Origin of the sequence: Geminocystis sp. CENA526 (genome assembly GCF_050753365.1) — a bacterium.
GTDB lineage: Bacteria > Cyanobacteriota > Cyanobacteriia > Cyanobacteriales > Cyanobacteriaceae > Geminocystis.
In genome coordinates this window covers 1-681 of record NZ_JBLZFY010000303.1, presented here as the reverse complement: position 1 = coordinate 681, position 681 = coordinate 1, and the positions used below count along the sequence as shown (strand labels likewise).

Sequence of the window (681 nt, the reverse complement as noted above, 5' to 3'; positions counted from 1 at the left end):
ATTTCTATCAATTCAATTTGAGCATGATAACGAGAAACTGTAACAAATTCATCTGGATTTAAAACTATTTGACAGTTAGAAGCTCTACCAATTAAAGTGATTTCTTGGGGAGAAAGTACATATTTTATGTTTTTATCAGCTTCTTTAGAAACAAGGATGAGATGAGCAATTGTATCTTGATTCATAACCATAAAAAGTTGATTGTATAATTATTATATATGATTTAGCTATTTATTAAAAAAATATAAATAATATTTATTATTCTACACATAAAGGACCTGGACACATATCAATCACTATTCCTTTATTTTTACATTCGTGAATTAAGTCTAAAGCGTCTTTTTTCCAAACACTACTTTCAGGAATGTTAGCTAATTTTTCTTCTATTATAGAGCAATCATTTTCAAGAGAGTGCATATTTTTAGCCTCTTCTAAAATTTGTTTTGACCAGTCGTCAATAAACTCTTTGGCACGGTTATAATCAGATGATTTACTATCGATTCTGAGGGCTATTTTTATGGCTTCAGCAAATTGATTATCCAATGCTTCTAATTCTGCTAAACCTAATTGACATTTGCCTAGAAATTCTTGTTGAATACTATCTCTAACTGTTAAAGATTGAACTTTATCTGAGTTAATCAAAATAAGACAATCATTATATTTTTTTTGCTCTGATAATGC

2 protein-coding genes are annotated in these 681 nt (G+C 28.2%); both read right to left on the bottom strand.

The window, feature by feature from the left end:
• Nucleotides 1–185 (bottom strand): FHA domain-containing protein (locus ACN4EE_RS23545; protein ID WP_431708941.1); only part of this gene is annotated, 185 nt, incomplete at its 3' end.
• Nucleotides 186–258: 73 nt separating this feature from the next.
• Nucleotides 259–681, bottom strand: a 423-nt coding sequence (locus ACN4EE_RS23540) for a hypothetical protein (protein WP_431708940.1), incomplete at its 5' end; no start/stop codon positions are given.